Genomic DNA, 24,199 nt, shown 5'->3' with positions numbered 1-24,199 from the left:
TTGCTGCTAGAAATTATATAGACCTGTAATTTATTTATTCTGCACAGGTATTTAATCAAAAAATTAATCAAAAAAAATTGATGATAATTGTTTGAGTCAGATATTTTGAGTCATGTGTAGAAATTATAACGAAATCAGCTTTCCATAGTTATTGCTTCTATAATTCATATATCGATGTATATCAATATAAATCGACTGTCGGCAAGATCTTTGAAACCCGACTGACCATGTAATTAGGAGTAAATCATGGATACGGTCAAAATTGAAATTTTGGGCACAGGCTGTAAAAAATGCCAACAGCTAGAGGCAAATGCGAAACAAGCTATGGCAAATCTCAATCTCACTGCTGAAGTTTCTCATATTACCGATCCTGTGGAAATTGCCATGCGTGGCGTGATGTCTACCCCAGCAATGGCGATTAATGGCAAGGTTGTCAGCAAAGGTCAAGTAATCAGTACAGACCAAATTCAACCGTTATTACAACGCTAAAGGGATAACGTCATGTTCGATCCCTTTTATCCCTTTGACTGGTTAGCAAATCAGATTGTCACAAAACTTTTTGGACTAGAAATCGCCTCTCATTTAGGATCGAGCTTACATTTCTTCCTTTACGATGTGCCGAAAGTTTTAACATTGCTAATTGTGATTAGCTTTATTGTTGGCACATTTCAGAGTTTTTTAGAACCAGAACGAGTTCGTTCTTTGTTAGAAGGCAAACGTACTTTCGCAGGAAATGTCTTGGCTGCAATGGTAGGAATCATCACGCCATTCTGTTCTTGCTCGGCAGTTCCTTTGTTTATTGGATTCTTAGAAGCAGGTGTTCCGTTAGGCGTGACTTTCTCCTATCTGATGGCAGCACCAATGGTCAATGAAGTCGCTGTAATCTTGCTATGGGGACTATTTGGGCTTAAAGTGACGCTGATTTATATTAGCTTTGGTGTGGGCTTAGCGATCGCATCAGGATATATCATTGGACTTCTCAAATTAGAAAAATGGGTAGAACCATTTGTATGGGAACTGCAAAGATCCCGTCAAGGGAGTAGTCCCGATGATGAAGACAACATCGAAACTGTCCTGACTTGGAAGCAAAGATTTGCGCAAGGCAGATATCAATCCAGCGAAATTGTGCGAACAGTTTGGCTTTATGTTGTGCTTGGAATTGCGATCGGGGCAGGGATTCATGGTTATGTACCGACCGATTTTATTGTCAAATATGCAGGTGTGCATAATCCTCTAGCTGTCCCACTTGCAGTAGTTTTAGGCGTACCACTCTATGCAAATATTGCGGGTGTGATGCCAATTACTGAAGCTTTAGTTAATAAAGGAATGCCAATGGGTACAGTATTAGCTTTCACAATGGCTGTTACCGCGCTTTCTCTTCCTGAAATAGTAATTCTCAAAAAAGTTTTAAGACCTCAGCTCTTAGCTGTATTTATTGGGCTAATGACGGTTGGCATTATCAGCATCGGTTACATCTTCAACGCTCTGTTACTGTAAAAACATCCCTTGATGCCTAACGCCTTCTGAATTTCCAATTATTAGATTTTTCAGCACCTACGGTGCTGAAAAATCTAATAATTGGTTTCATAACCCAGAACCATCTAGCTGATTTTGGCTAGCTGTGGTAGCATCTGATATAAGTTCGCTGGACAGTAATGGCAAAAGTCCTTGTACTAAACGCATCCTATGAACCGCTGAACATCACAAATTGGCAGCGAGCTATTGTGTTGGTCATAAAAGGTAAAGCAGAACAAGTGGAACATAATGGCAGGATGATTTACCCTGGAATGCCACTGCCCACAGTGATCCGAATGTTGCAATATATCAGCATTCCCTATAAAGAAATCCCCCTCACTCGTCGTAATATTCTCCATCGCGACTCCCATTCCTGTCAGTACTGTGGACATACGGGCGATGACCTGACACTGGATCACGTCATGCCGCGATCGCGTGGTGGCGGTGACAGCTGGGACAATATTATTACCGCCTGTGTACGCTGCAACGTCAAAAAAGGCAACCGTACACCCAAAGAAGCTTCTATGCCATTAAAGAAGCAACCACGCCGCCCCCACAGTGGCTTGCATTTCGAGGTAACAAAATACTTGAGATCAGGAAATCATGACGAATGGCAGAAATATATTATTAATTAGTCTTATAGCTATTACAGCACTTTGCGCTCAAACCAAAAAGATAGTTGCGGTGCTTCGCGCCGCAACTATCTTTTTGGTTTAAATAGCTATAAAAGCTTGATTTGTATACCTTTGGGACTAGTTTTTTGCTTTTGTTTGCAGACCAAAGCGCTGTAAACTTTAGAAAATATAAAGTTACTTAAATAACATTTTATAAATAATGACCAAAAATGTATGGATATTTCCTGGGCAAGGCTCTCAGGCAGTGGGTATGGGTTTAGACCTTGCGGAAATAGGCAAGGATAAATTTGACAAGGCGGAGAAAATTTTAGGTTGGTCGATTTTAGATAAATCACAGACTGATGCCACAGAACTAGCTAAAACCGAATTTACCCAGCCTTGCCTGTATGTGATTTCAGCCATTCTTTCTGATGTACTAAAGGCTAAAGGTGCAAAACCTGATGCGGTGACAGGGCATAGCTTGGGCGAATATAGTGCGCTTTATTGTGCAGGTGTTGTGGATTTTGCGACAGGTTTAGAACTAGTAAAACAGCGATCGCTCTTGATGTCTGAAGCAAGTGGTGGCGCGATGACTGCTTTACTTGGATTTGATCGCCATCAATTAGAAGCTGCGATCGCTCAAACCGCAGATGTCATTTTGGCTAATGATAATAGTAATGATCAAGTGGTAATTTCAGGCACGGAAGCCGCAATCAAGTCGATCTGCGAACAGGTCAAGTCTAGGAGGGCAATCCCTTTGAAAGTGAGTGGAGCTTTCCATTCACCACTTATGGCAGAAGCTGCTACGCAATTTGCAGTCACTCTGGAAAAGACAATCTTTAATGATGCGGAGATGCCTGTTATTTCTAATGTAGCGCCAGACGACGCTACAACATCAGGACAAGTTATCCGCGAGCATCTTGCTCAACAAATGACTTCCCCAGTACGTTGGCGCGAGATCTGTTTATATCTGGCTGCTCAAGGTTATGAGACAGCGATCGAAGTTGGTTCAGGCAAAGTTTTAACTGGGCTAGTTAGGAAATCAGCCCCAAGCCTTGCGCTCGTGAATGTTAGTACATTGGAACAAGCGATCGCTTTTTAGATAATTAAAGCAATTTAGAACAAATCAAAATCCAAGAATTGATTGGCGGCGCTCCACGCCGCCAATCAGCCCCAATATAGAAGGGGCGCTTTGCGCCCCTTCTATATTGGGGCTGCCAGTAATGTCGCGATCGCCTCAGCTTCTAGAGGCTTAAACAGATAATATCCTTGCCCTGCCTGACAATTATAATTTTTTAGCCGCTCTAACTGCTCAGCAGTTTCCACACCTTCTGCAACTACATTTAAGCCCAAATTTATTCCCAAAACAATAATCGCTTTCACGATTTCACCATCTTCTAGATTATGGTCGAGTCGGTTGATAAATGATTGATCGATCTTGAGGGTATGAATTGGAAATCGATGCAAATAGCTTAACGAAGAATATCCTGTACCAAAATCATCAATGCAAGTTTGAATATTACGTTCACTTAATTCGCCTAAAATTTGCGCTGCTAAAGAAGTCTTTTCGATTAATATACTTTCAGTAATCTCTATCTTCAAATTATGATTATTGAGATTCGCTTGTTTAAGAATATTCTCAATTTCGCTAGTCAAGTTAGGCTTAGTAAATTGTTTCGCAGATAAATTAACATTCATAGTTAGATTCATCGCGATCGGGAACTGCTCTTGCCATGCGCGTAGACGAGTGCAAGCCTCCTGCAATACCCAAAAATCAATTGCCACAATTAGGCCAGCATCTTCCGCTATGGCAATAAAGTCTTTAGGATATAGCAAGCCTTGTTCAGGATGTTGCCAACGAACAAGAGCTTCAAATCCCAATATTTGTCGTGATTGCAAGCAGACAATTGGCTGGTAATGTACTCGCAATTCGTAGCGTTCAATGGCTCGACGCAACTCATTTTCTATCCGTAGTTTTTTCAGCGCCTCGGTATGCATCACAGGATTAAATATTTCATAGCGATCGCGTCCCTGTTCCTTAGCTCGATACATGGCAGTATCAGCATCCCGTAGCAACTGGTCTGGTTGAGTATAATCAGCAGAATTTAGAGCAATTCCAATACTTGTACTAATAAATATTTCATTGCCATCAAGCATGACTGGCACTTGCAATGACTCCTTAATCCTGTGCACGACCTCAATTACATCATTAAGATGTTCGATTTCTTCAAGGAGCATCACAAATTCATCTCCACCTAGTCTTGCAACTGTATCGCCCCCACGTAGACAGCCAACCAGACGTTTTGCCACAATTTTTAATAACTGATCGCCTGCTAAATGTCCGAGACTATCGTTGATGATCTTAAATCGATCTAAATCAAAAAAGAGAACCGCAAACAGCTCGGGGAGATCGGCCGAATTTAGGTATAAGCGCCGATTAGATAGCTGTAAAGCATGGTTAAGGCGATCTAGAAATAAAGCACGGTTTGGTAAGCCTGTCAAAGAATCATGCAAAGCATCATGACGCAGTTGCGCTTCCATCTTTTTACGCTCTAATAGCTCTGATTGGGCATTTTGATAGAGATCAGATTGATGGATCGCGATCGCACATTGATCGGAGATCGCCTTAACTAGCGATAGTTCGTTTTCAGACCAAATACGATCGCGATCGCACTGATATAGGCTAATCCCACCTAAATAAGTTTGTTGATAAACAAGAGAGGTCATCAAAAGAGAATGGATACTATATTGTTCTGCTAACTCTCTTAGTTCTTCTGGCAAATCTTTGCTAACTTGATAGACTGAGATTTGCGTTCCTTGAACCAAATCATCATGATAATGCTCATAAAAACCACAGGATAGCCCAATCACTGATTCTCTAATCTCAAAGTTGTTTTTACTGGTATAACAAACTCGCATTCTCTTCAAAGTATCTGGCTGAAAGATCAGACAATGAGTCACTTGTAAGGCTTCATGTAATAAATCTGCCGTTGTTTGTAGAACATCTTCTAAAACTAGAGTTTCTCTCATTGCTTGGACAATGCGATTAATAATTGTCTCTCGCCATGCTTGCTGCTCAATTTGCGCGATCGCATTTTTCTGTTGTTGGCGCAATGAGAACTCTTGCAGAGCACGTTGTAAAACACTAGGCAACCGAAATAATCGATCTTTCAGTACATAATCAGTCATCCCTGATTTGATACATTCAACGGCAGCTTCCTCGCCTAAACTACCCGTAATTAAAATAAATGGAATATCCTGACCTGATTGTTTTAGAAAGTTAAAAGCTTGCAACCCATTAAAACTTGGCAGACGATAGTCAGACAAAACTACATCGTAAATATCATCTTGTAAGTATTTTTGGCATCCGATCGCTGTAGCAGTAATGTCATAGGTAAAATCTAAGCCTGCTGATTCCAGAGCTAATATTGTCAGCTCTACATCGGCATCAACATCTTCAATAATCAAAATATGCAGCGATCGCTGCTTTTCTGGCTTTTCAGATTCTCTCAGCTCTGACATCAATTTTCCCATGGTTTACAGATGCAAAGATATAGGTTTTGAGTTTTTGCATATAATCATTCCCATCTGCCTGAAATTAATCACTTGGGGAGTCAATGCACTGTATTTACTAAAGTATATCTGAAAAAAATACATAAACTATAGCTATTGCCACTTTATACTGAGTCTCAAAATGTCGTTGTCATTTTGAGACTCCAAAAACCTAATACCAATTCATAGAAGCAGCAATTCTCATTATGAAACCAATTTTTATGTTTCCAGCGCCTTCGGCGCTGGAAACATAAAAATTGGTTGTTTGAAAGCCCGCCGTTGGCAGGCGTTCAAACAACCAATTTTTATAATGAGAACTGCTGTCATAGAAGTGTAACTAATACCAAATCCGATTTATATAGTTTAGAGTGGCGGCGCTTTGCGCCGCCACTCTAAACTATATTTTTTACAATTTATCTACATATAAAGAATACTTCAAAGCAAATCTATGCAATGAATTTAAGCTTTAACCTTGCAATTTATTGCATATCTAACTAATCAATTGGCGGTAACTGATTTAGCATCATCCAGTAAAAGCCTACCTGTTGTGATATCTCTACAAACTGCTGAAAGTCTAAAGGCTTAACAATATAACTATTGACACCTAAGTCATAACAAGCTTTTAAGTCTCGGTTTTCAGCCGAGGAAGTCATGACGACAACAACAAGATTGCGCGTGCGAGGCGAACTGCGAATCATCTCTAATACTTGAATTCCATCTATTTTTGGTAGTTTTAAGTCTAAAAGTATTAGGCGTGGGAGTGGGTGAATCGGTAGTTCACCATCACGCCCAAATAGATAATGAATTGCCTGTTCTCCGTCTGACACTACGTCTATTTTATTGACAAAGTTGTGACTATCCAAGGCAATCTGGATTAACTCAACATCATTAGGATCATCCTCAACAAGCAGGATTTGGGTGGGTTCCATTTATTTAGACCATAATAATTCATAGAACTGCGTAGCACTTTACGCTACACAGTTCTATAGTTTTATAAAGAAAGTTGCGCCTTGATCGGGATATCCTTCTGCCCAAATCGAGCCTCCATGACGTTGGACAATCCGTTGAACGATCGCTAAGCCAATACCAGTACCTTCAAACTCCTTGTCATTATGCAATCTTTGAAAAGCACCAAAGAGTTTGTCTGCATATTCCATTTGAAAGCCCACGCCATTATCTCTAATTCTAATGGTCTGATCTGGCAAACTATCAATTTTTATGTAGGGTTGGGGCTGGTTACGACTAAATTTAACAGCATTTCCAAGCAGATTACGAAAAACTTGTTGTAAAAGAGTGCGATCGCCAACTGTAATTGGTAGGTCGCCGATCTCAAATTCAACTAACGGATTATGGCTTGGGTCAGTACGAATGACCTCGATCGCTTCATCGACCAAATCTCGAATTGATATCTGTCTAGACTCTAATGGTCTTCGTCCGTAACGAGAGAGCATAAGCAGCCCATCGATTAGATGCCCCATCTTTTGGCTACTCTTCTCAATCACCTGCAAATAGTGATTAACTTTCGGATCATTCAAAGCTTCGTGGGCTTTCAGTCGTTGTTGTAAAGCATTAACAAAGCCATTCATATGACGCAATGGTGCACGCAAATCATGGGAGACAGAATAACTAAAGGATTCCAATTCGCGGTTGATATTGGCTAACTGATTTGCCGTACGCAAAATCTTGGCTTCAGCGAGCTTGCGATCGCTAATATCCATCGCCGTACCAATAATGTGCGTTAACTGCCCTGATATGTCATAGATCATTTCACCGCGAGCCATCACATAGATCAATGTGCCATCTGGTTGTAACAAGCGATGTTCAAGATCGTAGGATTGAGCTGAGCTAATTGCATTTTGTACGGTTTGGTTAACAAGCTCCCAATCTTCTGGATGGATATATGGTTTCAATTCGTCATAGCTTGGCGGCTCTGGTCTAGGCTCAAGCCCATAAATATGAAAAATTTCATCTGACCATGTGAGTTTGCCAGTATTTATTTCAAATTCCCAACTACCGACCTTACCAATACGCTGTGCGACTTTGAGATGAGTATCACTTTTTATAAGCAGCTCTTCAGCTTGTTTGCGATCGGTAATATCAAAATTAATACCGATCATCCTCTTTGGTTCATTCTCACCGTTTCGCTGCACTAGACCATAGGCTTTAAGATAGCGAATGCTTCCATCAGATAGCAAGATCCTATATTCTGGTTCATAGTCTTTTTTCCCATTTAAAGCTAGATGCACTTCGTTCTTAGTAAATTCAAGATCGCTAGGATGTATACAACTTTCCCAAGCTAAATAAATATCGGTACATTGATCAGGGTTAACACCATAAAGTTCATAAATGCGATCATCCCAATAAAAGCGATTTTGAGCAATATCCCATTCCCAAATACCGATTGCGGCTGATTTTATGGCTAGAGTTAGGCGATCGGTGAGATTTTGGAGTTGCTGCTCAGCTTGCTTGCGATCGGTAATATCACGAACAATCACTAATAGCGTATCTTTTCCGTAGGGTGAAATCCTTACCTCTTCGTATACAGTTTTACCAAACTTAGTTAGTTGATGCTCGTAGATCTCCACCTCTCCTGTAGCGATCACCTTCTTATACAGTTGCAATTGTATAGCCAGATCTTCTGGCGGTAAAACTTCAGAAACATGCTGTTGGATGGGGATGTATTTTGACTTGTCATGAGTTGAAGGAATAATACACTGGACACAAGTACCATCAGGCTTTAAGAGAAGTAGCAGATCTGGGAGAGCCTTGATAATATTCAGGTTGCGGGCTTCACTTTGGTGTAAGTCAGCAGTTCTTTGCTCAATTCTTATTTCCAGCTCGTCATTGAGTTTCTGGAGAGCAGTTTCAGCATTTTTTAGCGCAGTGACATCTCTTCCAGCCGACTGGATTTCAATTAGTTGTCCTCGATCATCAAAAATCCCCTGATTAATCCACTGTGTAAACACGATCTGTCCATCCGCCCATTGGTTATGATTTTCACCAAAAAATTTAGGGTTGACTAAGCTTAGTTTCGATATTTTTTGTAATGTATTTTGCAGCTCATCGGGAGAAGAGAGGTCGATCCATTTTAGACCGATGACCTGATCGAGCGTCATTCCCAAGGCACGACAGAAGGACTCATTGGCAAAGATAATAGTTGTGTCAGGTTGCGATCGCAGCACAAAATCTAATTGAGTTTGTACAACTTGACGATAGCGATTTTCACTTTCGCCCAAAGCTTGTTCAATCTGCTTTTGTTTTGCTTCAGCACACTTGCGATCGCTAATATCTTGTACAGTTGCGATAAAAAAATCAATTGTGCGATCTTCTTTGCGTAAACATTTGACATCAATGGAAGCATAAATGACGCTGCCATCTTTACGAATAAATCGCTTATCCATGACATAGCCTTCAGTCTCTGCCCGCATTACCCTTTCAAATTCGGCAATATCTTGATCGAGATCGTCAGGATGAGTTATTTCTGTCCAAGTGATTTGAGGTAATTCTTCTCGCGAATAGCCTAAAATTTCGCACAGGCGATCGTTAAACTTTAGCCAACGCTTAGTTTCTGGCGAAATAAGTGCCATGCCAATAAAGGGCAAATCGTAGAACAATCTCAGAATTGCTTCGTTGAGTTTGGTTTCATCGAGATTATCCATGTTTAGACCATGCAAACTGGCTGAGTCATATATGTAGCATAGCTAAAAAAAAAGATGCGGCGTAAAACGCCACATCTTTTTTTAGCTCTTGACAAATTGTTTCTCAATTAATCTTGTCAAACTATTAGTCCAATGTTGAGCCAAATCAAGGGTTTCCGCTTCTACCATTACCCGCATCAACGGCTCAGTGCCCGAAGCACGCACCAAAATCCGACCCCGATCGCCTAAATCTTGTTCGGCTAGGGTGATCGCCTGTACTAGAGCATCACAGGTCTGCCAATTGCGGCGCAGTTCACGATCTTCTACACGCACATTTTTAAGCAACTGTGGATAAGGATGAAAGCTTTGATCCATTAATTCAGACAAAGGAGCTTTTTGTTTGGCAAGAGCAGCAAGATGCAGCGCCGCCAATAGACCATCACCACTAACCGCATAGTGACGACAGAGAACATGCCCTGACTGCTCACCGCCGAGCATTGCACCTGAGCGCACCATTTCCGCATGAACATATTGATCGCCCACATCGGTGCGTACCAAATTGCCACCAAGCTTTTGCCATGCGCGTTCAAAGCCAAGATTTGCCATTACAGTTGTGACGATCGCACTGTTGGGCAGTTGATTATTTTCCATTAGCTCCTGTCCCCATAGGTACAGGATATAGTCACCATCAACCACACGCCCATTACTATCGACCGCCAACACACGATCGGCATCACCATCAAAGGCAAAGCCGATATCGGCATGATGTTCTTTCACTGCTGATCGTAATGGTTCGAGGTGAGTAGAGCCACAATTAACATTAATGCGATCGCCATCAGCCTCTTGGTGCAAGCAAATTACTTCTGCGCCCAAGTTGCGAAATACTTCTAGCGATACACGGGTAGCAGAACCCCATGCGAGATCCAAAACTACTTTTAAACCACTTAAATCTGTAGCGATCGAGGATTGCAAAGACTCTTGATAATCAGCTATTAAATGCGATTTTTCGTGATATTTACCCCAATCTGTCGAGGAGTTAGCTAGATCAGCATGGAGGCGCGATTCTAAAAGTTTCTCGATCGACTGCTGAGTTTCACCACTGAGTTTGGCTCCATTGGTCCCAAAAAATTTAATTCCGTTATCTTCAGGCGGATTATGGCTAGCGGAAATCATCACACCACCAAAGATTTCAGGGGAATTCGCAGTCAGGTAAGCGATCGCAGGTGTAGGACATAACCCAATATGCCAAACATCCCAACCTGCCGCAGTCAAACCAGCGGAAATAGCTGACGAGAGCATATCGCCCGATGTCCGAGAATCTTGCCCGATCGCAATTACATTGGCTCTATTAGCTCGCTCAAGCGCAACCTGCTCTTTTAAAATTTTTCCTGCGCTAATCCCAACTTCTAATGCCAATGGAGCTGTCAAAAAACTTCCAACATGGCCACGAATACCATCTGTCCCAAACAATTTCATAAATTAAACTCCACACACCAGAAAGTATTAAATACCAAAACACAAAATGGCTACACCATTTTGTGTTTTTAAAACCCTTATAGGGTTTGTTTTTTTAATCCACAGAAGTGTCGTCACTCTTTTGTAAATTGGTATAAAAAATAAGATGGCTCACTATAGTGAGCCATCTTATTAGAAAAATTACGCTGCGACTGCAAATTTTGGGCGTTGGGCTACAACTTCATCGATTAACCCATAATTTTTAGCTTCATCAGGAGCCATGAAGAAATCGCGATCGGTATCTTCAGCAATGCGCTCAATTGGCTGTCCTGTATGAAAAGCCATCAGCTCATTAAGTCGATTTTTATGATACAGAATCTCCTTTGCTTGGATTTCGATATCTGTCGCTTGACCTTGTGCGCCACCAAGAGGTTGGTGAATCATGATGCGGGTATGGGGCAAAGAAAGCCTCTTACCCTTTGCCCCACCTGTGAGCAAAAAAGCCCCCATACTTGCCGCTAAGCCAACGCAGATTGTGGAAACATCAGGGCGAATGTGCTGCATCGTATCGTAAATTGCCATGCCTGCGGTTACAGAACCACCAGGGGAATTGATATACAAGAAAATATCTTTTTCGGGATCATCGGCTTCGAGAAAAAGCAACTGAGCAACGATGATATTAGAAATACTGTCGTCAACTTGTTGCCCTAAAAATACGATCCGCTCCCGCAGTAGACGAGAAAAAATGTCAAAGGCTCTTTCGCCACGACCAGACTGTTCGATTACGGTGGGGATCATAGTTTATCTTTACGGTTTACTCTCATCATATTGTACTGATATGTCATAAAAGCTAACCGTTGTCTCTATTCGGATTTCACCCCGAGACCATCATGCTTTGTAACCAATCAAATCAATAAAGTATTTGTAAGCGTTGCTTTGCAACGCTTACAAATACTTTATTGGTTCTTATTACAGCGCAAAGCGCTGTAATTTAGTCATGGCGATCGCGATAGATTGCTCTAGAAGTACGATTTTGAGCATTGGTCAAACGCACTGCTTCTTTACGGCTTAAATCACCATCACTAAGATAGGCACGCCGTTGGGCGGCAATCTTCGCCTCTCTTGTTTCCAATTTTTTATATTCTTGCTGGCTGATTGTGCCTTGCTGCACACCTTTATAGATCCGCTCTTGTTGATTGACTTGGCGATCGTGGATTTCTCCTGCTGAAGCTGAGCTTGGATTGAGAAGTGCGATCGTGCCGACTAGAGAGGTAGCTGCAAGAATGGGCAAAATTAAGCTTTTCATGATGTCACCTTTAAGTTTTTGGGTTGAATTAATGGTTTAACGATTTACGCTGGTTTAGACATTTACATCTAGTCAAAAGGTTCAAACCAAAAGATAAAACCCAGAAGCTAGAGGCGGCGCTTCGCGCCGCCTCTAGCTTCTGGGTTTTATCGGCTCATAGAGCCTTGCAGATTGATCTAATTCACTCTCAGAAACCATTTAAGAATTACTTCTTGCGTTCAAAAGTCCTAAGAGATCCCCCTCAATCCCCCTTAAAAAGGGGGAAGAATTAAATTCTCCCCCCTTTTTTAAGGGGGGCTGGGGGGGATCTAGACAATTCTTAAATGGTTTCTCAGTCATTAGTTAGTATTGCTTTTGGTTTAATTGCTTCTGAGAACGTGATTATAGTTGTTTCCACAGTATTCAAATGCTAAAGCGATCGCCCTAAAATATCCCCACAGATCCTTTAAACTGGAATAACTCTAAGATTTTCTGTACATTTTCAAAGCTAATGCCAAGTCCGACCCATTTACCCGAAGCTATCGATCGCATTGTCCAGCGATTTCAAAGGCTCACCGATCCCAAACAACGTTACGAACAATTGATTTTGTACGGGAAGAAGCTAGCAGAGTTTCCTGAAGCGCTCAAAACACCTGAAAACAAAGTGATGGGATGTGTCTCACAGGTGTTTGTCGTAGCAGAGTTAGATGAGAATGAGCATGTTGTGTTTGCTGGTGACTCTGACGCTTTGATTAGCAAGGGTTTTGTCGGTTTATTATCAATCTGTATGGGTGGTTTGACTCAAAAAGAGATTGAGTTGCTCACGCCTGATTTTATTAAAGACACTGGTTTAGTTGCCAGCCTTACCCCTTCAAGGGCAAATGGGTTTTATAACGTATTCAAAAAAATGCAACAGCAAGCGATGGAAATTGAATTGCCCAGCGTTCGTTAATGTTTTCGGTAGGGGCAGTTCATGAACTGCCCTTAGCAAAATATAAAAAAGCCTCGCAATGCGAGGCTTTTTTGCTTAGACTGTGGCGAGAATTGGGCTAGTTGTAGAAACCATCGCCGCGAGAACTTGACTCGGTGAAACAATAAAGGGTAACCGATGGATATCAGAATTGGGCTGACAGGATATTTCCGCAAGCTGCTCTAATTCGGCGAGAGTAACTTGACTTAAACCTAGATCCGCAAGGGAGGTTGGCAATCCAATCTCTTGATAAAACTTGAGTAATTGATGGCGTGATGAGGCAGCTAGCTGATTGCCTTGAAATTCCTCTAAACGCAGTTGTACTAGAATTCCATAAGCAACTTTCTCACCGTGAAGCTTACCATGAGTGTGATGAGAATGCGTTAGGGCATTGTGGATAGCATGAGCGGCTACGGTGCGACAACTTGCGCCACCAATACCACCGATCGCACCTGCTAAACATACTGTGGCATCTACAACTTCACGCCATACGGGGCTATTAGGATTTGCGATCGCCTCAGCCGATTTTTGGAACAAAATATCGCGCAGGATTCTGGCTTCTTGAACGGCGGCAATCACCATCGTTTTGTCGCTACTGCCGCTGCTAACAGAGGATTCGTACCACTTAGCGATCGCATCACCAATTCCCGAAACGAGTGTATGTTTAGGAGCGCTGGCGATTACGTCATAATCGACGAACATCATCTCTGGACAGCGATCAAGGGTCACGTCATAGCTAAATGCGCCATCAGCATCATATACATTGCTTAGAGCCGTCCATGCGGCACAAGTTGCGCCTGTCGTAGGAACGGTGACAATTGGTAGCTTGCTCTGATAAGCGATCAGTTTGGCAGTATCTAAAACCTTGCCACCGCCAATGCCAACAATTACGTTAGGATTTTCTTGTTGAACAATTTGGCGCAACATCGTCAGATTTTCATCGCTGCAATCTGCGATCGCAGGCGTGTTAATAATTTCTAGGTCAGAATTGCACAAATAACTTGCGGTGACTTGGTTTGCGGTCTTCCCAGCAATTACGAGAGCTTTATTCCCATAGCGCAATAAATATTGTGGGAGTTGCGATAAAATCCCGTTTCCCCGTAAGAGTTGTGCTGGTGCGATCGCTAAGATCGGCAATGCTTCCACTGTGAGTGTGTCTGACATTTAGGTTAAGACATGGTAAACATAAACTCTATTCTATCTCTATTACTTCTAGATCTGCTAATTTTGGCTCGCAAATCGCGCTATTCCCCTGAGATTTCCATGCGATCGCCTTATACCAAAATACAAAGTGGTGTAGCCATTTTGTGTTTTTAAAACCCTTACGGTTTTTTGTTTTTAATTCACAGAAGTGTTGTCACACTTTTGTGAATTGGTATTACTTGTATAGCAATGTGAGAGATAGATAGGGCAAATAAAAACCCAAAACAATAAAGGCGGAGCTTCGCTCCGCCTTTATTGTTTTGGGTTTTATGTCCTAAGCAAAGCTTACATTGCTATATCAGGATCAGGTAATTTGCGCGTAATCACAGCAGCCGCTAAAACCATTATTGCTGACACCCATAAACAGCCAACCAAACCATAAAACTCGTAGACTAATCCAGAGAGCAATGTTCCTGCTAAGCGTCCCCCAGAATTTGCCATGTAATAGAATCCTACATTTAGAGCCACTTTATCGTCATCGGTAAATGCGAGAACTAGATAAGAATGTACAGATGAGTTAAAGGCAAAGACTATACCAAAAATGAATAATCCGCTAATGATTACTATGTTTGCGGGGAGATTTAATTGTAAGGCGATCGCAATGAGCGCAGGAACAGATATTAGAGAAGTTGTCCAAAATCGCACGGTTTGCGATCGCGGCGGCTGACCAGAACCAAAGCGCTTAATTAATGTCGGTGCGAGGGATTGAATGATGCCGTAACCGATCACCCAACAGGCAAGAAATCCACCAACTTGATAAAATGACCAACCTAAAATACTCCGTAAAAATACGGGTAATCCCACCACAAACCAAACATCTCTAGAGCCAAATAAAAAGAATCTTGCTGCTGATAGAAGATTGATCTCAGGGCTTTTAGAAAAGAGTTGCTTGAACTTAACTTTTGCTTTGATTTTGCCCATGCCCTTTGGTAAAAACAAGCCTGTGAACAAGAGCAGAAATAGACCGCCCGCCATAATCCACAGGGAATTCACAAATCCAAATAGTCCTAACAAAGCACTACCGATAAAAAAGCCCACCCCTTTGAGGGCGTTCTTAGAACCAGTCAGAATTGCTACCCATTTAAATAGTGCTGATTGAGCATCTTGCGGTACGACTAACCGAATTGCGCTCTTGGTACTCATTTTGGTTAAGTCTTTCGCAATACCCGAAAATGCCTGAGCGATCATCACATAGAGAACTGCTAACCACTGTGCCCATTCAGGATTGAGAAACGATAACAATACTAAGGAGAAAATCTGTAAGCCTATCCCTGCATAAAGCGTAACTTTTAGTCCTAATTGCGAACCAATCCATCCGCCTAAAAAGTTGGTAACAACTCCAAATACTTCGTAGAACAAAAATAGAGAAGCGATTTGAATAGGTGTATAGCCAATGTTATTGAAATACAGCAATACCAATAGCCGCAGAGCACCATCGGTAATCGTGAATCCCCAATAGGTGAGGGTAACAAGCACATAGTTCTTGAAGTTTACTTGAGATGCAGTGGAGGAGGTCATAGGTTTTCTTAAAGAATATTTGCCGCAAAATTGAGCGTGCTTCGCACGCTCAATTTTGCTTTTAGAGAGCGATCGCTACTTTTCTCGCCAATTCCGCCATGCGACAGGAATACCCCCATTCGTTGTCATACCAAGCCAATATCTTGACCTGAGTTCCATCCACAACCATTGTTGAAAGGGCATCAATGATTGCCGATCGCGGATCATCTTTGTAATCAATGGAAACTAAGGGACGTTCTTCATAGCCTAAAATCCCCTTCAGTTCACCTTCGGCGGCTGTTTTTAATAATTGATTTACTTCCTCAATCGTGGTCGGTCGCGCTACTTCAAATACACAATCTGCAAGAGAAGCGTTAAGCAAAGGTACGCGCACTGCTAATCCATTTAACTTGCCATTGAGTTCGGGATAGATCATCGCGATCGCAGTTGCCGATCCCGTTGTTGTCGGAATTAGCGATAAAGCTGACGCTCTAGCACGGCGGAGATCTTTATGGGGTGCATCAACGAGGGTTTGGGTATTCGTATTGTCATGAATGGTGGTAATCACACCATGCTTAATGCCTAAACCTTCATGGATAACTTTCACTACAGGCGCGAGGCAATTGGTAGTACAAGAAGCAGCAGTGAGAAGATGATGCTGTGCGGGATCGTAGAGATAATCGTTAATTCCCATGACGATATTTAGCGCTTCTTCTTTGACAGGAGCTGCGACGATTACTTTCTTTACGCCTTTGGTGAAATAGGGATTTAGGGTTTCTGGCGTGCGGAATTTGCCAGAACATTCCAGAACTATATCAACGCCTAAGTTTTGCCAGTCTACTAATTCGGGTTTGGCATATTCGCTAAAGCTAAGCTTTTGACTTGATTTTTGGTCGTCAATGGCAATGCGATCGCCTATAACTTGCACATCAGGCAACCAACGTCCATGTACTGAGTCAAATGTGAGTAAATGCGCTGCCGCTTCTAGCCCGCCATTGATTTCGTTAATATGCACAAACTCTAATTCGGGAAAGCTCCAAGCAGCACGGAGAGTCAATCTACCAATTCTGCCGAAACCATTAATGCCAACGCGCACAGCCATAGAGCAAACTCAAATATAGGTTTACATCAATATTGATAATTATCGATATTTTGACGGCTTTCAGGTCGATATGTCAAGATATATTTTATGAAAACTGCTCAAAAAACCTTTGCGATCGCTGATACAACTAAGCCTGAAGTTAAGGCGATCACCCGTTGTTGTCCTCCATTGCTCAAAGGTCGCATCACTGCCGAAGATACTAGCTATCTTGCGGCGATTTTTCGCGTGTTGGGAGAGCCAGCAAGATTACAAATTTTAAGCTTGATCTCAGCTCAACCAAGCCAAGAAGTATGCGCCTGTGAATTGGTGGAGACTTTAGGATTAGCACAGCCAACGGTCAGCCATCATCTCAAAGTCTTATTTGAGGCAGGATTACTCACCAAAGAGCGGCGAGGGACTTGGATTTACTATCGCATTTTGCCTGAAAAGTTAGCGATGTTAAGAGATGCTCTTTCGTAAACAGAGGGGACGCTAATCGTCCCCTTTATTTTTTTATAAGCCTAACGTAATTCCTCTTGCCATCATGGAAGCAAGGAGAGGAATGAGACTAAATCCAACAAGCTCAATGTGAATGATTGTTCTTAAGGTTTTGACTTTCTCTGGGCTTACCTCTGGTGGCTTTTCAGCGCGAAGGTTTTTAATCCACATCAAGAATGAGACTGTGGGATATAGCGACAATAAGCCAACCACAATAAATACAGATATTTTCATCCAGAAAACTGGTTGATGGGAATAGTAATCTGCGCCTTTTTCAAAATATAAATATCTTAAAATCCCCGTTACTAAGACTGTAATTCCTGCAATTCCATAGATAGTATCAGCAATCAGAATTCGCCATCCATCGCGATTGGTTAGGTCTTGCTTTAGGGTAAATAGTTCTGTAGATAAAGATGCAAAAATAAGTCCTAAGCTTAAATAATGTAAATAAGCTGCGATCGCATTAGCCCACATAAAATCCTCCTAAATTAATAATTTCTAATGTAAAGCGCTCTAATCTCTCTTGAGGTTCTTAGGGTTGCGCGTTCTCAAGGTTATCATCAAAGGTCAATGCCACGATTTCATTAGAGGCGATCGCAAAATGACCACATCAATGACTAACATTCTCGATATTGTGCAAGCTGATTACGCAAAATTTCCTGAAGCACAAACCTATAGCATTTATAGCGAAGATGTCTATTTTAAAGATCCTGTCTATAACTTTCGTGGCATCAAGCAATATCAAAAGATGATCGGATTTATTACCTTTTGGTTTAAAAATCTCAAGCTTGATCTCCATGCAATTAATCGTACTGATAGTTTGATCAAAACACGCTGGACAATGAGTTGGGATGCGCCCTTACCTTGGAAGCCAAGAATTGCAGTTACAGGCTGGAGTGATCTCACTCTAGATATCGCAGGTGAATTAATTATTTCCCATGTTGACTATTGGGAATGCACCAAATTTGATGTCATTAAGCAGCATTTTATCTTCACCAAATAGAGATCTCTCATCAGGTTTTCCGCATGTACTTTTATCCCTATCACAAACCCAAAATATGAGAGGCGGCGCTACGCGCCGCCTCTCATATTTTGGGTTTGTGGATATATTTCGCATAAATTTTGTACACTGAAACTAGTGATCAGCAATCAAGAGCTAAAATAGCGAGAACATCAATGTTTGCAGAAACGAGAGAATTTTCGGCTACGCAGTTTGTCAAAACCAGATGTACAACTGATGGCACACCGTCATTTCTGACTTGGAGTGGGTATCTATATTCGTTTATGCCCAATGAGCCAAAGCGCAAACTGTTTCAAATTGTCGGTATGAGTGTGGGGCGATGTATCGACAAAGGTGATGGGGCTTGGGACTTTGCCTCGCGCGAAGTGTTGCTATATCTCGATCCTGAAACTGGCGAAATGATCCGTCACTGGCAAAATCCTTGGACTGGCGAGATGTTACCTGTAGTCCATGTGGCGAATAGCCCTATTCAAGGTACATTTCGCCGCAATATTCCCGCCGAGGTGGAAGGCGATACGGCAACATTTATTTTCGATTTATTTGGTCACTATCCTAATCCTCTGGCTGATGATCCTAAGTTTGCGGAATATTGCGATCGCCCAATGTACAACTCCGTAGAATTATTTAAACTCGCAGTTCCCATTGCCGATCTTGAAGACCCTAAAGCGACAACTGTCTCGAAATTAGTTCTCTCTTGGAATCGCGTGGGGCCATGGCTGCCTTGGATGAAAATGGGACAGAGAGAAGGCAATCTGATTTACAGTGCTTCTGGTAAAAAAGTCAAAGATTTTAATGAGCTACCAGCGATTCTCAAAAAAGAAATCGAAACTCGTGTGCCTATGTTTAAAGATGCACCATCTGAAAAGATTGAAGGTGAAGAAATGACTTCGTGGCAATATTTCAAGCTACATTTTGATGCTTATCTGCAAGGTGCTACTTTCCCGATTCCCACATTAATTAAATAGCGTCTTCCCAAAGTTGTGCTACAGGAAATGTTTTTCCTGCTTCTGCAAGCCTTACAGATTCTTGTAAGTCGGCTAATATTTGGTCTTTGGGTTCTTGTTCGTCAATTTAGGATTAAGCAAAAATTATTAAGGACAATTCAAGACAAGTATACAATTATAGGCTCTTTGCTTTTTTGGGATTGTTCCGAAGGCTCTAGGAGCCACGCACAAACTTTCTTCAGGAGGCTACTAGACTTAATGGCATTCACAATTTAGAGTATATGTAAACAAATGTTTAAATTTAGACTCTTGATTTAAACAAATGAGTAAAATCCCAGTACTAGAGTATTTAAGCTCAATATGACAAATGGTTTTACAAGGCAAGAAGCTATTGACCTAACAGGGATTGACTCTGGTAGGCTCAGTTACCTTGACCGCACCAAGCTAGTTGTGCCTTTGAAGTTTGGTAATCCCAAACATCCAAAAGTCGTTTATAGCTGGCAACAAGTACTTGAGATCAAAACTATTGAGAGACTCAGAGAAAATCTCACACTTCAGGAGATTCGCAAAGTACTTGTTTTTCTCAAAGAACATGATTATGAGCCTTCCTTTTTTGCACACAAACTTGTTTTGGTAAATTCACAATTGTACTTAGTCGAAGATCTGAGACATTTTGGTTTGACTGTATTGGAGGCTTCAGGAGTTAATAAAGGACAAGTTGTAATTCATGAAGTTGGTGCGATCGGTGACATTATTACTGAATTATTCAAGGAGGCTGAAAAGCATCATGTACTTGATTTTGAGAAACGTGCAGGGCTTGCATTAGCAAGTTAACAATTACCATGACTAGCCAAGCACTGTTTAATGAAGCTTTAGATTTAACTCAACGTATTTGGAAGGATCGTTATCAGATCGAACCAATGCGGAATATTCCTATGCCAGAAATTGACACTCAAGGAATAGTAAAAATTGAAGCTTTATGGACAGATGGTGGTTTACGTCCTAATGCTAATATTCTTGCTTTCTTTGTTCAGCCTGTCTCTGATGAAAATGATCTAGATCGATGGAGACGAAGACTGGAAGAATGGCCAGTTCGGGGAGGGTTACTGGTTGGTTCAGAGCATCTACATCTTGTAACACCTTCTGATTCTTCTAAAAGATTAGATGAAAAAACTTTAGATATTAATGCTTGGCGTGAAACGCTAGTTTCTCCTAAGCCTCATCTTTTTACGCCAAAAGCTCTTTCACAGTTTCGTCAAGGGCAGTTATCACTTTCAGATCTAGAAGAAACTATTTCTGAAAGAAGTTTTACATTTTTACTCCGTCAACAGGAACGGATTGATAAAGCATTCCAAAAAGCTATTGAAGAAGCATTAAAAAAAGTTAAGTCTTCTCAAGGAATAGGTTCATCAAGAAATGAGATTCAAGGTCATGTTATCCGAGTAGCGATCGCCTATTTAGCAGCAAGAATTTTGCAGGATAAGGGCTTTTTCGGGGCTGCTGAATTATCTCAAACAAACGATCCCATAGATTTGCTTAATCTTATGGTGACTCGTACCAATGGCTTTTTTAGGCGGGCTTTGGAGTCCGCACAATTTACTAACGAAGTAATTCGACAACAGCTTGCTCTGTATATGGGGCAATCTGTTAGTTTTGCTTTAACTAATCAACGTGATGTGGGCAGTTTATACGAAAAAGCAATTATAGAATTACCTGACGACTTAAATGGAAATACTTGGGGGGATTTGAATCGACATTACACCCCGATCAAAGTTGCCGAAAAAATGCTTGAGTTATTGCCATTAGAACGTATTCGTCCAGAAGAACGGGTTATTTTCGATCCTGCGGCTGGTTCAGGAAGTTTGCTTTTAGCAGCTACTGCTCGGCTTGCTCAAATGTCAGACATTCCTACTGATGAACAATCACGAAGGGATTATTTAGCTAATCATGTAATCGGCAACGATTTAGATAGGGATGTCAATTTAATCACTCAGCTTCGCTATTTTCTAGCTAGGGAATCTGCTGGCATTTCCGATCTTCTACCATCTCCAAAGTTTTATGGTGAAAATTACGAATTCTTAAAAAAAGAAAATATCATCCAAAAAATTGGCAATAAGCCTCGCATTCTGATTGCTAACCCTCCCTTTGAGATAAGAGGAGATAAGCAATTAGCCTTTGAGTTTGTCAAACAATCTATCAATTGGCTAGATGATGGTTCTCAATTTGCATTTATTTTACCAAGCTCTTTTATCTCAGGTAAAAAACATGGTATATCAGATATTCGCAAGACTTTATCTAGTAAATGTAACCTATTTGAGATTTGGCAACTACCTGTAGGAACTATTGGGGTTAGTGCTAGACAAGATACGTGCGTAGTCTCTGGTTCCGTGGGACATCCTAAAAAATATTATTCTATTTCAAGAAAAGTTATTTCTGGTGCTGAAACTCCTGAGATACGCAATGATGGCTACTTAGGAATTTCATGGACTTCATCAGTCAAGCCTAATGGGGATTGGACTAACATTACAGCACCCAAAGTTAATCTATTTGTTTCAACAATTTCATTATTAAATCTCTTTTTTGTTTTCAATGGAGTCAAGCATCATGCAGGTAATATTTCTGTTGAAAATCCACCTGTCGATAGACCATATAAACGAACATGGCGAAGAACATGGGGGAAAGAAGGCTCTCTTTGGGCTGACCCTGAAAGAGTCGATACTCGTATGCAATGGATCGTGTATGACTCAATTGCTTTAGAAAGACCTCGATTTAAAGTTGCTCATCTATTTGACAAGCCAAAAATCCTTGTGGGTAGTATAGCAAGTATTTCGTCTAAGAATAATAAACCTCTTCCTGTACAACTAGATACAACTGGCTTCTGTCCCAATGACAGTATTTGGCTTATCTTACCTATTCAAGAAGCTCAGATGACGAACAAAGGATATAAACCAGATCAACAACCTAAAAACTGGGAAAAACTTAGCTTTAAAGAACAAAGATTGTGGTTATTGGGAATTCTATCTTCAGATTTAGCAGTGGAACTATCTATGTTTGGTCGTGGGACTATTAATCTAACAGAAGATATTCTCCTTCATTTCCAACTTCCTCTGTCAGTAGATCAAGAAATTATTGATGTCACCGCTCAAATGGTTAAGCGGGATCAAAATCGTGAACCTATTCCAAATCCCGATCCTCTAAGAGAACAATTGAATCGTTTAGTAGAAAAATCCTATGGAAATCCCACTTGGATTAAACGTCAGCGCACAGGTAAATCTCCAGAATTAAAAGCTTGGCAAGAAGAGCAAAAAAGAAAGACCTTGACTGTTATTGGTCAAGTTTTGGAAATTAGCCAAGACAACGATCAAATTTTGTTGCGTCTTAGCGGACTATTAGATGATAACGAAGAAGCATGGTTGCCATTACCACAAGAATTACCAGGTTGGGCGCTCGATGGTACAGTTTTTAGAGCAGAACTTGCTGAAGACATAGAAACGTTTGAGGAACTCGCTCAACGACCTTGGGCATTGAGAAAATTTCGCCATACACCTTATCCCTATCTGTCTAATGATGAACTAAAAACTAAATTGAGTAGAATGACTGGTAGGGAGAATTTCTAATGACTTGTGAAATTGTATTCTTACCAGTTGGTAATGCAGACTGTATCGCTATTCATTCTGAAGATGCCCTTGTCATAGTGGATCTAGGGAATAAATCGCGATTTATTTATAAATGGCTTCAGCAAAGAAACTTCCATAAAATCAACAGAATTTATATCACACACAAACATAGAGACCACTTTCCATTTACTTCTCTAATAAGGCTAGTTGAATTTCTTGAGCTATGGTTTAACAGTGGTGGTGAAATAGAAATATTTAGTTTACCCTACGGCGTTTATCAGGATGCTATTGAAAAGTTAGACTCTCAAATAGGTAAAGATGCTGACCACAGAGCTTTAGAAGACGCTCTAAAAAGTCTTAATGACTGGGATCAAAGTCATAAAGTTCGTTTTGTTGAGGCTTTGTGCGATCCGACTCCATATAATCTAAGCAATCTTAAAATCTATACCCTACATCCAAGATCAATTTTTACCGCGACCCAAAAACACAAGGGCAAGATAAATGAAATCTCAGTTGTATTAAGAGTTGAGTATGGAAAATTCTCCGCAATGTTACTTGCAGATCTAGAAAATGATGGTTTAGCCGATTATCTATCTGTTGTAAAAAGTAGTATGTCAGCAACTGGACAAGCTAAGGCGAATATTGTCAAAATCCCTCATCATGGAGCCTACCCTAAAAATGGTGATGAATTGAAAGAGTTATTGACTTTGATTGATGCTGAACTTGCAGTTCTATCTGTGGGAAGTACAAATCAATATGGTCATGTTCAACCAGAGCTTTTTAAAGCTCTAATTGAACTAAAGGACAACAAAGATAAACGTCTCGATAAATTCAAATTCATCTGCACGGAAGTTACGCGCACTTGTAAACATTCAGCAAGCGATCGCGCAACTATGACAAAAGGACTATCTAAAGTCGAAAAATGTGCAGGAGAAATCACGATTATTGCGGAAACATCAGGTAAATGGACTTGGAAAACTGAAACAGATCACGAAATCAAAGTGGCAAGCTTCAATGCAGCCTGTGATGGACGTGGTGATTTTGGATAATTATAATTAGCAAATCTTGATTTTGGCGCGATCACACTTTGCTTTGTAATAAACCACAGGCGCGATCGTGGCAAAATTACTGCGATCGCCTCATTGCGATACTTCCGATAAATCTTAAAATCACTATCCAAAGTCATCACTGCACTATTCGGTATTTGCCCAGCCATCCTCTCCAAACAAGCATCCGCAAACGATATCGGCACGGACTCAAACGACTCATCAGCCATAAATAATAGTGCTATCCTAAATCTTAGCTGTTA

General features: G+C 41.1%; 22 protein-coding genes. 11 read left to right on the top strand and 11 right to left on the bottom strand.

Annotated elements, in window-relative coordinates:
• Positions 1 to 246: 246 nt before the first annotated feature.
• The 4 genes from CQ839_RS19815 to fabD all read left to right on the top strand — a co-directional run bounded on the left by CQ839_RS19815 (position 247) and on the right by fabD (position 3,231).
• Positions 247 to 489 carry a thioredoxin family protein gene (locus CQ839_RS19815; protein WP_103670023.1) on the top strand — a complete coding sequence of 81 codons (243 nt, stop codon included), beginning with the start codon at positions 247 to 249 and terminating at the stop codon, positions 487 to 489.
• A gap of 12 nt (positions 490 to 501) precedes the next feature.
• On the top strand, positions 502 to 1,497 hold the full coding sequence (locus CQ839_RS19810) for a permease (protein WP_103670022.1): 996 nt from the start codon (positions 502 to 504) through the stop codon (positions 1,495 to 1,497).
• A gap of 158 nt (positions 1,498 to 1,655) precedes the next feature.
• Entirely contained in the window at positions 1,656 to 2,150 is a 495-nt protein-coding gene (locus CQ839_RS19805; protein WP_103670021.1) for an HNH endonuclease, read from the top strand.
• Between the two features lie 199 nt (positions 2,151 to 2,349).
• Positions 2,350 to 3,231, top strand: a complete 882-nt coding sequence (gene fabD, locus CQ839_RS19800) for an ACP S-malonyltransferase (RefSeq protein WP_103670020.1) — start codon at positions 2,350 to 2,352, stop codon at positions 3,229 to 3,231.
• Positions 3,232 to 3,332: 101 nt separating this feature from the next.
• On the opposite strand, the gene CQ839_RS19795 is transcribed toward fabD, so the two are convergent.
• From CQ839_RS19795 to CQ839_RS19770, 6 genes are all read right to left on the bottom strand, one after another.
• On the bottom strand, positions 3,333 to 5,651 hold the full coding sequence (locus CQ839_RS19795) for an EAL domain-containing protein (protein WP_103670043.1): 2,319 nt from the start codon (positions 5,649 to 5,651) through the stop codon (positions 3,333 to 3,335).
• A 524-nt stretch (positions 5,652 to 6,175) separates the two neighbouring features.
• Positions 6,176 to 6,610, bottom strand: coding sequence for a response regulator (locus CQ839_RS19790; protein ID WP_103670019.1), 435 nt, complete (start codon positions 6,608 to 6,610; stop codon positions 6,176 to 6,178).
• Positions 6,611 to 6,664: 54 nt separating this feature from the next.
• Entirely contained in the window at positions 6,665 to 9,340 is a 2,676-nt protein-coding gene (locus CQ839_RS19785) for a PAS domain-containing sensor histidine kinase (RefSeq protein ID WP_103670018.1), read from the bottom strand.
• 81 nt (positions 9,341 to 9,421) lie between these two features.
• Positions 9,422 to 10,795, bottom strand: coding sequence for a phosphoglucosamine mutase (glmM, locus tag CQ839_RS19780; protein WP_103670017.1), 1,374 nt, complete (start codon positions 10,793 to 10,795; stop codon positions 9,422 to 9,424).
• 180 nt (positions 10,796 to 10,975) lie between these two features.
• Positions 10,976 to 11,572, bottom strand: coding sequence for an ATP-dependent Clp endopeptidase proteolytic subunit ClpP (gene clpP / locus CQ839_RS19775; protein ID WP_103670016.1), 597 nt, complete (start codon positions 11,570 to 11,572; stop codon positions 10,976 to 10,978).
• A gap of 193 nt (positions 11,573 to 11,765) precedes the next feature.
• A complete protein-coding gene (locus tag CQ839_RS19770) occupies positions 11,766 to 12,080 on the bottom strand; it encodes a hypothetical protein (RefSeq protein ID WP_103670015.1) in 315 nt (104 codons plus the stop codon).
• Between the two features lie 490 nt (positions 12,081 to 12,570).
• Here CQ839_RS19770 and CQ839_RS19765 point away from each other — a divergent pair, with 490 nt between their 5' ends.
• Complete coding sequence (locus CQ839_RS19765; protein WP_103670014.1) at positions 12,571 to 13,011, top strand: SufE family protein; 441 nt, start codon at positions 12,571 to 12,573, stop codon at positions 13,009 to 13,011.
• Positions 13,012 to 13,086: 75 nt separating this feature from the next.
• On the opposite strand, the gene CQ839_RS19760 is transcribed toward CQ839_RS19765, so the two are convergent.
• From CQ839_RS19760 to CQ839_RS19750, 3 genes are all read right to left on the bottom strand, one after another.
• A complete protein-coding gene (locus CQ839_RS19760; RefSeq protein ID WP_103670013.1) occupies positions 13,087 to 14,193 on the bottom strand; it encodes an iron-containing alcohol dehydrogenase family protein in 1,107 nt (368 codons plus the stop codon).
• Positions 14,194 to 14,517: 324 nt separating this feature from the next.
• On the bottom strand, positions 14,518 to 15,750 hold the full coding sequence (arsJ, locus tag CQ839_RS19755) for an organoarsenical effux MFS transporter ArsJ (RefSeq protein ID WP_103670012.1): 1,233 nt from the start codon (positions 15,748 to 15,750) through the stop codon (positions 14,518 to 14,520).
• A gap of 61 nt (positions 15,751 to 15,811) precedes the next feature.
• Entirely contained in the window at positions 15,812 to 16,831 is a 1,020-nt protein-coding gene (locus CQ839_RS19750) for an ArsJ-associated glyceraldehyde-3-phosphate dehydrogenase (protein WP_103670011.1), read from the bottom strand.
• An 87-nt stretch (positions 16,832 to 16,918) separates the two neighbouring features.
• On the opposite strand from CQ839_RS19750, the gene CQ839_RS19745 reads away from it, so the two are divergent.
• Positions 16,919 to 17,290 carry a helix-turn-helix transcriptional regulator gene (locus tag CQ839_RS19745; protein WP_103670010.1) on the top strand — a complete coding sequence of 124 codons (372 nt, stop codon included), beginning with the start codon at positions 16,919 to 16,921 and terminating at the stop codon, positions 17,288 to 17,290.
• A 33-nt stretch (positions 17,291 to 17,323) separates the two neighbouring features.
• Here the strand turns inward: CQ839_RS19745 and CQ839_RS19740 are convergent, their stop codons facing one another.
• Positions 17,324 to 17,782, bottom strand: coding sequence for a DUF2214 family protein (locus CQ839_RS19740; RefSeq protein WP_103670009.1), 459 nt, complete (start codon positions 17,780 to 17,782; stop codon positions 17,324 to 17,326).
• A 127-nt stretch (positions 17,783 to 17,909) separates the two neighbouring features.
• On the opposite strand from CQ839_RS19740, the gene CQ839_RS19735 reads away from it, so the two are divergent.
• From CQ839_RS19735 to CQ839_RS19710, 5 genes are all read left to right on the top strand, one after another.
• Positions 17,910 to 18,311 carry a DUF2358 domain-containing protein gene (locus CQ839_RS19735; RefSeq protein ID WP_258040801.1) on the top strand — a complete coding sequence of 134 codons (402 nt, stop codon included), beginning with the start codon at positions 17,910 to 17,912 and terminating at the stop codon, positions 18,309 to 18,311.
• 173 nt (positions 18,312 to 18,484) lie between these two features.
• The gene (locus CQ839_RS19730; RefSeq protein WP_103670007.1) at positions 18,485 to 19,294 is read left to right on the top strand and encodes a DUF1838 domain-containing protein; all 810 of its coding nucleotides are present in this window, start codon (positions 18,485 to 18,487) and stop codon (positions 19,292 to 19,294) included.
• 339 nt (positions 19,295 to 19,633) lie between these two features.
• Complete coding sequence (locus CQ839_RS19720; RefSeq protein WP_103670005.1) at positions 19,634 to 20,107, top strand: MerR family transcriptional regulator; 474 nt, start codon at positions 19,634 to 19,636, stop codon at positions 20,105 to 20,107.
• Positions 20,108 to 20,115: 8 nt separating this feature from the next.
• Positions 20,116 to 22,890: an N-6 DNA methylase gene (locus tag CQ839_RS19715; RefSeq protein WP_103670004.1), complete on the top strand. Its 2,775-nt coding sequence runs from the start codon at positions 20,116 to 20,118 to the stop codon at positions 22,888 to 22,890.
• Positions 22,890 to 23,939 (top strand): ComEC/Rec2 family competence protein, encoded by a 1,050-nt coding sequence (locus tag CQ839_RS19710; protein ID WP_103670003.1) that lies wholly within the window; start codon positions 22,890 to 22,892, stop codon positions 23,937 to 23,939. Before CQ839_RS19715 ends, CQ839_RS19710 begins: the two co-directional genes overlap by 1 nt.
• On the opposite strand, the gene CQ839_RS24870 is transcribed toward CQ839_RS19710, so the two are convergent.
• Positions 23,879 to 24,166 (bottom strand): hypothetical protein, encoded by a 288-nt coding sequence (locus tag CQ839_RS24870; protein WP_146048775.1) that lies wholly within the window; start codon positions 24,164 to 24,166, stop codon positions 23,879 to 23,881. The genes CQ839_RS19710 and CQ839_RS24870 overlap by 61 nt on opposite strands.
• Positions 24,167 to 24,199: the final 33 nt, after the last annotated feature.

It is taken from the genome of Pseudanabaena sp. BC1403, from assembly GCF_002914585.1.
Taxonomy (GTDB): Bacteria; Cyanobacteriota; Cyanobacteriia; order Pseudanabaenales; family Pseudanabaenaceae; genus Pseudanabaena.
The sequence above is the reverse complement of the archived record's forward strand: the minus strand, read 5'-3'. Positions and strand labels throughout refer to the sequence as shown.

What these genes read in the sequence shown, in the direction of transcription:
- CQ839_RS19760 (WP_103670013.1), bottom strand. Translation starts at nt 14,193, where the DNA reads ATGTCAGACACACTCACAGTGGAAGCATTGCCGATCTTAGCGATCGCA.
- CQ839_RS19765 (WP_103670014.1), top strand. Translation starts at nt 12,571, where the DNA reads ATGCCAAGTCCGACCCATTTACCCGAAGCTATCGATCGCATTGTCCAG.
- CQ839_RS19735 (WP_258040801.1), top strand. Translation starts at nt 17,910, where the DNA reads ATGACCACATCAATGACTAACATTCTCGATATTGTGCAAGCTGATTAC.
- fabD (WP_103670020.1), top strand. Translation starts at nt 2,350, where the DNA reads ATGACCAAAAATGTATGGATATTTCCTGGGCAAGGCTCTCAGGCAGTG.
- CQ839_RS19805 (WP_103670021.1), top strand. Translation starts at nt 1,656, where the DNA reads ATGGCAAAAGTCCTTGTACTAAACGCATCCTATGAACCGCTGAACATC.
- CQ839_RS19740 (WP_103670009.1), bottom strand. Translation starts at nt 17,782, where the DNA reads ATGTGGGCTAATGCGATCGCAGCTTATTTACATTATTTAAGCTTAGGA.
- CQ839_RS19785 (WP_103670018.1), bottom strand. Translation starts at nt 9,340, where the DNA reads ATGGATAATCTCGATGAAACCAAACTCAACGAAGCAATTCTGAGATTG.
- CQ839_RS19770 (WP_103670015.1), bottom strand. Translation starts at nt 12,080, where the DNA reads ATGAAAAGCTTAATTTTGCCCATTCTTGCAGCTACCTCTCTAGTCGGC.
- clpP (WP_103670016.1), bottom strand. Translation starts at nt 11,572, where the DNA reads ATGATCCCCACCGTAATCGAACAGTCTGGTCGTGGCGAAAGAGCCTTT.
- CQ839_RS19745 (WP_103670010.1), top strand. Translation starts at nt 16,919, where the DNA reads ATGAAAACTGCTCAAAAAACCTTTGCGATCGCTGATACAACTAAGCCT.
- CQ839_RS19750 (WP_103670011.1), bottom strand. Translation starts at nt 16,831, where the DNA reads ATGGCTGTGCGCGTTGGCATTAATGGTTTCGGCAGAATTGGTAGATTG.
- arsJ (WP_103670012.1), bottom strand. Translation starts at nt 15,750, where the DNA reads ATGACCTCCTCCACTGCATCTCAAGTAAACTTCAAGAACTATGTGCTT.
- CQ839_RS19715 (WP_103670004.1), top strand. Translation starts at nt 20,116, where the DNA reads ATGACTAGCCAAGCACTGTTTAATGAAGCTTTAGATTTAACTCAACGT.
- CQ839_RS24870 (WP_146048775.1), bottom strand. Translation starts at nt 24,166, where the DNA reads ATGGCTGATGAGTCGTTTGAGTCCGTGCCGATATCGTTTGCGGATGCT.
- CQ839_RS19810 (WP_103670022.1), top strand. Translation starts at nt 502, where the DNA reads ATGTTCGATCCCTTTTATCCCTTTGACTGGTTAGCAAATCAGATTGTC.
- CQ839_RS19720 (WP_103670005.1), top strand. Translation starts at nt 19,634, where the DNA reads ATGACAAATGGTTTTACAAGGCAAGAAGCTATTGACCTAACAGGGATT.
- CQ839_RS19710 (WP_103670003.1), top strand. Translation starts at nt 22,890, where the DNA reads ATGACTTGTGAAATTGTATTCTTACCAGTTGGTAATGCAGACTGTATC.
- glmM (WP_103670017.1), bottom strand. Translation starts at nt 10,795, where the DNA reads ATGAAATTGTTTGGGACAGATGGTATTCGTGGCCATGTTGGAAGTTTT.
- CQ839_RS19815 (WP_103670023.1), top strand. Translation starts at nt 247, where the DNA reads ATGGATACGGTCAAAATTGAAATTTTGGGCACAGGCTGTAAAAAATGC.
- CQ839_RS19790 (WP_103670019.1), bottom strand. Translation starts at nt 6,610, where the DNA reads ATGGAACCCACCCAAATCCTGCTTGTTGAGGATGATCCTAATGATGTT.
- CQ839_RS19730 (WP_103670007.1), top strand. Translation starts at nt 18,485, where the DNA reads ATGTTTGCAGAAACGAGAGAATTTTCGGCTACGCAGTTTGTCAAAACC.
- CQ839_RS19795 (WP_103670043.1), bottom strand. Translation starts at nt 5,651, where the DNA reads ATGTCAGAGCTGAGAGAATCTGAAAAGCCAGAAAAGCAGCGATCGCTG.